Here is a 3974-nt window from a genome sequence, read left to right as displayed (position 1 = left end):
CGGCGGCCCCGCCGCCCCGCCCCTCCCCCCCCGCCCCCCCCCGCCCCGGCGCCCCGCCCGCCCGCCCGCGCGGGGGGCGCCCCCCGGCGGGGGCGCCCCCCCTCTCGCGTTGCGCGCCGGGTCAGACCTTGACGCGGGAGGTGTTGTAGAGCTTCGCGGTGAGTTCCGCGGTCTGCTCCAGCGTGTAGCCCGCCTTGCCGGCGAGCACGGAGGCCGCGTCGGTGGCGGTGACCACGCTCAGGGTGCTGAAGTCACCCCAGATGCAGATGGGGAGGGTGGCTTCCTGGGGGCCCTTGGTGGTGGCCTTCTTCGCCTTGAACTTGAAGTTCTGGCACTTCATCACGGCGCCCTTGAAGCCGGCCGGGGTCATCGCCTGGGGACTGCCGATGAGTTCGATCTCGGTGTCCTTGTCCTCCTTGGCGATGTTGAGCTTGGCCATGGCGAAGTAGCCGTCGACGCTCTTCTCCGGGTCGGCGAGCTCGCCGTAGATGCCCTGGAAGTTGAGGATCTTGGCCGACAGCGGGTTCTTCGGGTCGCCGGCCTGGTAGTTCATGCCCACCTGGACGGGGTTCTTGATGCCCGCCGCCTCGGCTTCCTTCTTCTCCGTCTCGGTGAACTCGTTCTTGCTCTTCCCGTAGTTCGGGTCCTGCTTGAAGTCGTCGACCGCGGCCGGGGCGACCAGCTTGTAGCCCTTGGTGTCGGCCGCGACGGCACCGTCCGAGCCGCCGCCCGCCAGGAAGTACCAGCCGCCGCCCGCGATCACCGCGACCGCGACGACCGCGGCGACGATCACCAGGGGGGCCTTGGACTTCTTCGGCTGCTGCTGCGGGGGCATCGCGCCGTACGGGGCCTGCGGCGGTACGCCCGGCTGCTGCGGGTAGCCGTACCCCGGCTGCGGGGGCTGCTGCGGGTACCCGGGCTGCTGGGGGTAGCCCTGCGGGGGGACGCCCGGCTGCTGCGGGTAGCCGTATCCGGGCTGGGGCGCGCCCTGGCCGTAGGGGCCCGGGGCCGGGGGCTGCTGCCCGTACGGGCCGGGCTGCTGCGGCTGCTGCGGCTGTTGTCCGTACGGCCCTGGCTGGTTGTAGCTCATCCCGCGTCCCCCAATGAGGTTGCTTATGCGTCCCTCACATCCTGACGGAAGCCGGGGGCGGGCAGGGCGGCGGGCCCCTGGATTACCGGTTTCATGACTGGACTGTTACCGCTCTAAACTGTGCCCCGTGACCGAGAACACGCAGACACCCAGCGCCCCCGACTCCGAACTGCCGACCCAGTACGCGCCGGCCGAGGTAGAGGGGAAGCTCTACGAGCGCTGGGTGGAGCGTGGGTACTTCACGGCCGACCCCGCGAGCGAGAAGCCCCCGTACACGATCGTCATCCCGCCCCCGAACGTCACCGGCTCCCTGCACCTGGGGCACGCCTTCCAGCACACGCTCATGGACGCCCTGACCCGCCGCAAGCGGATGCAGGGGTACGAGGCGCTGTGGCTGCCGGGCATGGACCACGCCGGCATCGCCACCCAGAACAAGGTCGAGCAGCAGCTCGCCGAGGAGGGCAAGTCCCGCCACGACCTGGGCCGCGAGGAGTTCGTCGACCGGGTCTGGCAGTGGAAGGAAGAGTACGGCGGCAAGATCCTCGGCCAGATGCGGCGCCTCGGCGACGGCGTGGACTGGTCGCGCGAGCGCTTCACCATGGACGAGGGGCTGTCCAAGGCCGTCCAGACGATCTTCAAGAAGCTCTACGACGACGGCCTGATCTACCGGGCCGAGCGCATCATCAACTGGTGTCCCCGCTGTCTGACCGCCATCTCCGACATCGAGGTGGAGTACCAGGACGACGCGGGCGAGCTCGTCTCGATCCGCTACGGCGAGGGCGACGAGACCCTGGTCGTCGCCACGACCCGCGCCGAGACGATGCTCGGTGACACCGCCGTCGCCGTCCACCCGGACGACGAGCGCTACGCGCACCTGGTCGGCAAGCAGATCAAGCTGCCGCTGACCGACCGGACCATCCCGGTCGTCGCCGACACGCACGTCGACCCGGAGTTCGGCACCGGCGCGGTCAAGGTGACCCCGGCGCACGACCCGAACGACTTCGCGATCGGGCAGCGGCACGGCCTGGCCAACATGACGGTCATGGACGAGCACGGCGTGATCACCGTCCACGGCCCCTTCCTCGGCCTGGACCGCTTCGAGGCGCGGTCCGCGATCGTCGGCGCCCTGCGCGAGCAGGGCCGCATCGTCGCGGAGAAGCGCCCGTACCAGCACTCCGTCGGGCACTGCTCGCGCTGCCGCACCACGGTCGAGCCGCGGCTGTCCCTCCAGTGGTGGGTCGGCGTCAAGCCGCTCGCGAAGGCCGCGGGCGACGCGGTCCGCGACGGCCGCGTCACGATCCACCCGCAGGAGATGGAGAAGCGGTACTTCGACTGGGTCGACAACCTCAACGACTGGTGCATCTCGCGCCAGCTGTGGTGGGGCCACCGGATCCCGATCTGGTACGGCCCGGAGGGTCAGATCGTCTGCGTCGGACCGGACGACGAGATCCCGGACGGTGAGGGCTGGACGCAGGACACCGACGTCCTCGACACCTGGTTCTCCTCCGGCCTGTGGCCGTTCTCCACGCTGGGCTGGCCGGAGAAGACCCCGGACCTGGAGAAGTTCTACTCCACCGACGTCCTGGTCACCGGCCACGACATCATCTTCTTCTGGGTCGCCCGGATGATGATGTTCGGCCTGTACGCCATGGACGGCGAGGTCCCCTTCAAGACGATCGCGCTGACCGGCCTGGTCCGCGACGAGCGCGGCAAGAAGATGTCGAAGTCCTTCGGCAACGTCGTCGACCCGCTGGACTGGATGGACAAGTACGGCTCCGACGCCGTCCGCTTCACCCTGGCCAAGGGCGCCAACCCCGGCACCGACGTCCCGATCGGCGAGGACTGGGTCCAGGCCTCCCGCAACTTCGCCAACAAGATCTGGAACGCCACGCGCTTCGCGCTGATGAACGGCGCGACGATCGAGGGCGAGCTGCCGCCGGTCGAGAAGATGTCGGCGACCGACCGCTGGATCCTGTCCCGGCTGAACAAGACCGTCGCGCAGGTGGACGCGTACTACGACGACTACCAGTTCTCCAAGCTCAGCGAGGCCCTCTACCACTTCGCGTGGGACGAGGTCTTCGACTGGTACGTCGAGCTGTCGAAGACGACCTTCTTCGCGGGCGGCGAGGGCGCCGAGGTCTCCGGCCGCGTCCTCGGCGAGGTCCTGGACACCACCCTGCGCCTGCTGCACCCGGTGGTCCCGTTCGTCACCGAGACGCTGTGGACCACCCTGACCGGCGGCGAGTCCCTCGTCATCGCGGACTGGCCCAAGGCTGTATCCGTTCCCGGGACCGACGGTCCGGGCGGCTTCCGCGACGAGGCCGCCGAGGCCGAGATCGAGAACCTCCAGGCCGTCGTCACCGAGGTCCGCCGCTTCCGCGCCGACCAGGGCCTCCAGCCGGGCCAGAAGGTCCCGGCCCGCCTGGACCTGGCCGGTACGGCGCTGGCCGCGCACGAGCCGGCGATCCGCCAGCTGCTGCGCCTGCAGCCGGAGGGCGAGGAGTTCAGCGCCACCGCGACGCTCCCGGTCGGCGGCGCCACCGTCGCGCTCGACCTGTCCGGCACCATCGACGTCGCGGCCGAGCGCAAGCGGCTCTCCAAGGACCTCGGCGCCGCCGAGAAGGAGAAGCAGCAGGCCGAGGCGAAGCTCGGGAACGAAGCCTTCCTGGCCAAGGCCCCCGACAACGTCGTGGACAAGATCAAGGGCCGGCTGGCCAAGGCCGGGGCGGACATCGTCCGGATCCAGGCCCAGCTGGACGCGCTGCCGCCGGCCTAGGAGCCGGTGGTCCGCGGAAGGCCCCCGCACCGGACGACGGTGCGGGGGCCTTCCGCGCGTTCCGCCCCGGCGGGGGGGCCCCCGGGGGGGGCGCCCCCCCCCCCCCCC

Annotated in this window: 2 protein-coding genes; one reads left to right on the top strand and one right to left on the bottom strand. The window is 70.7% G+C overall.

Annotation, left to right across the window (positions count from 1 at the left end; all coding sequences use genetic code 11):
- Nucleotides 1-121: 121 nt before the first annotated feature.
- Nucleotides 122-1090 carry a hypothetical protein gene (locus ABT106_RS31295; RefSeq protein WP_351284269.1) on the bottom strand — a complete coding sequence of 323 codons (969 nt, stop codon included), beginning with the start codon at nucleotides 1088-1090 and terminating at the stop codon, nucleotides 122-124.
- Nucleotides 1091-1217: 127 nt separating this feature from the next.
- Here ABT106_RS31295 and ABT106_RS31290 point away from each other — a divergent pair, with 127 nt between their 5' ends.
- Nucleotides 1218-3866 (top strand): valine--tRNA ligase, encoded by a 2649-nt coding sequence (locus ABT106_RS31290; RefSeq protein ID WP_351284267.1) that lies wholly within the window; start codon nucleotides 1218-1220, stop codon nucleotides 3864-3866.
- Nucleotides 3867-3974 lie beyond the last annotated feature (108 nt).

This window comes from Streptomyces sp. NPDC002044, assembly GCF_040296725.1.
GTDB classification, from domain to species: domain Bacteria; phylum Actinomycetota; class Actinomycetes; order Streptomycetales; family Streptomycetaceae; genus Streptomyces; species Streptomyces antarcticus.
The sequence above is the reverse complement of the archived record's forward strand: the minus strand, read 5'-3'. Positions and strand labels throughout refer to the sequence as shown.

Bases quoted from the DNA above. Each gene is read 5' to 3' on its own strand.
- ABT106_RS31295 (WP_351284269.1), bottom strand. From the start codon at position 1,090: ATGAGCTACAACCAGCCAGGGCCGTACGGACAACAGCCGCAGCAGCCG.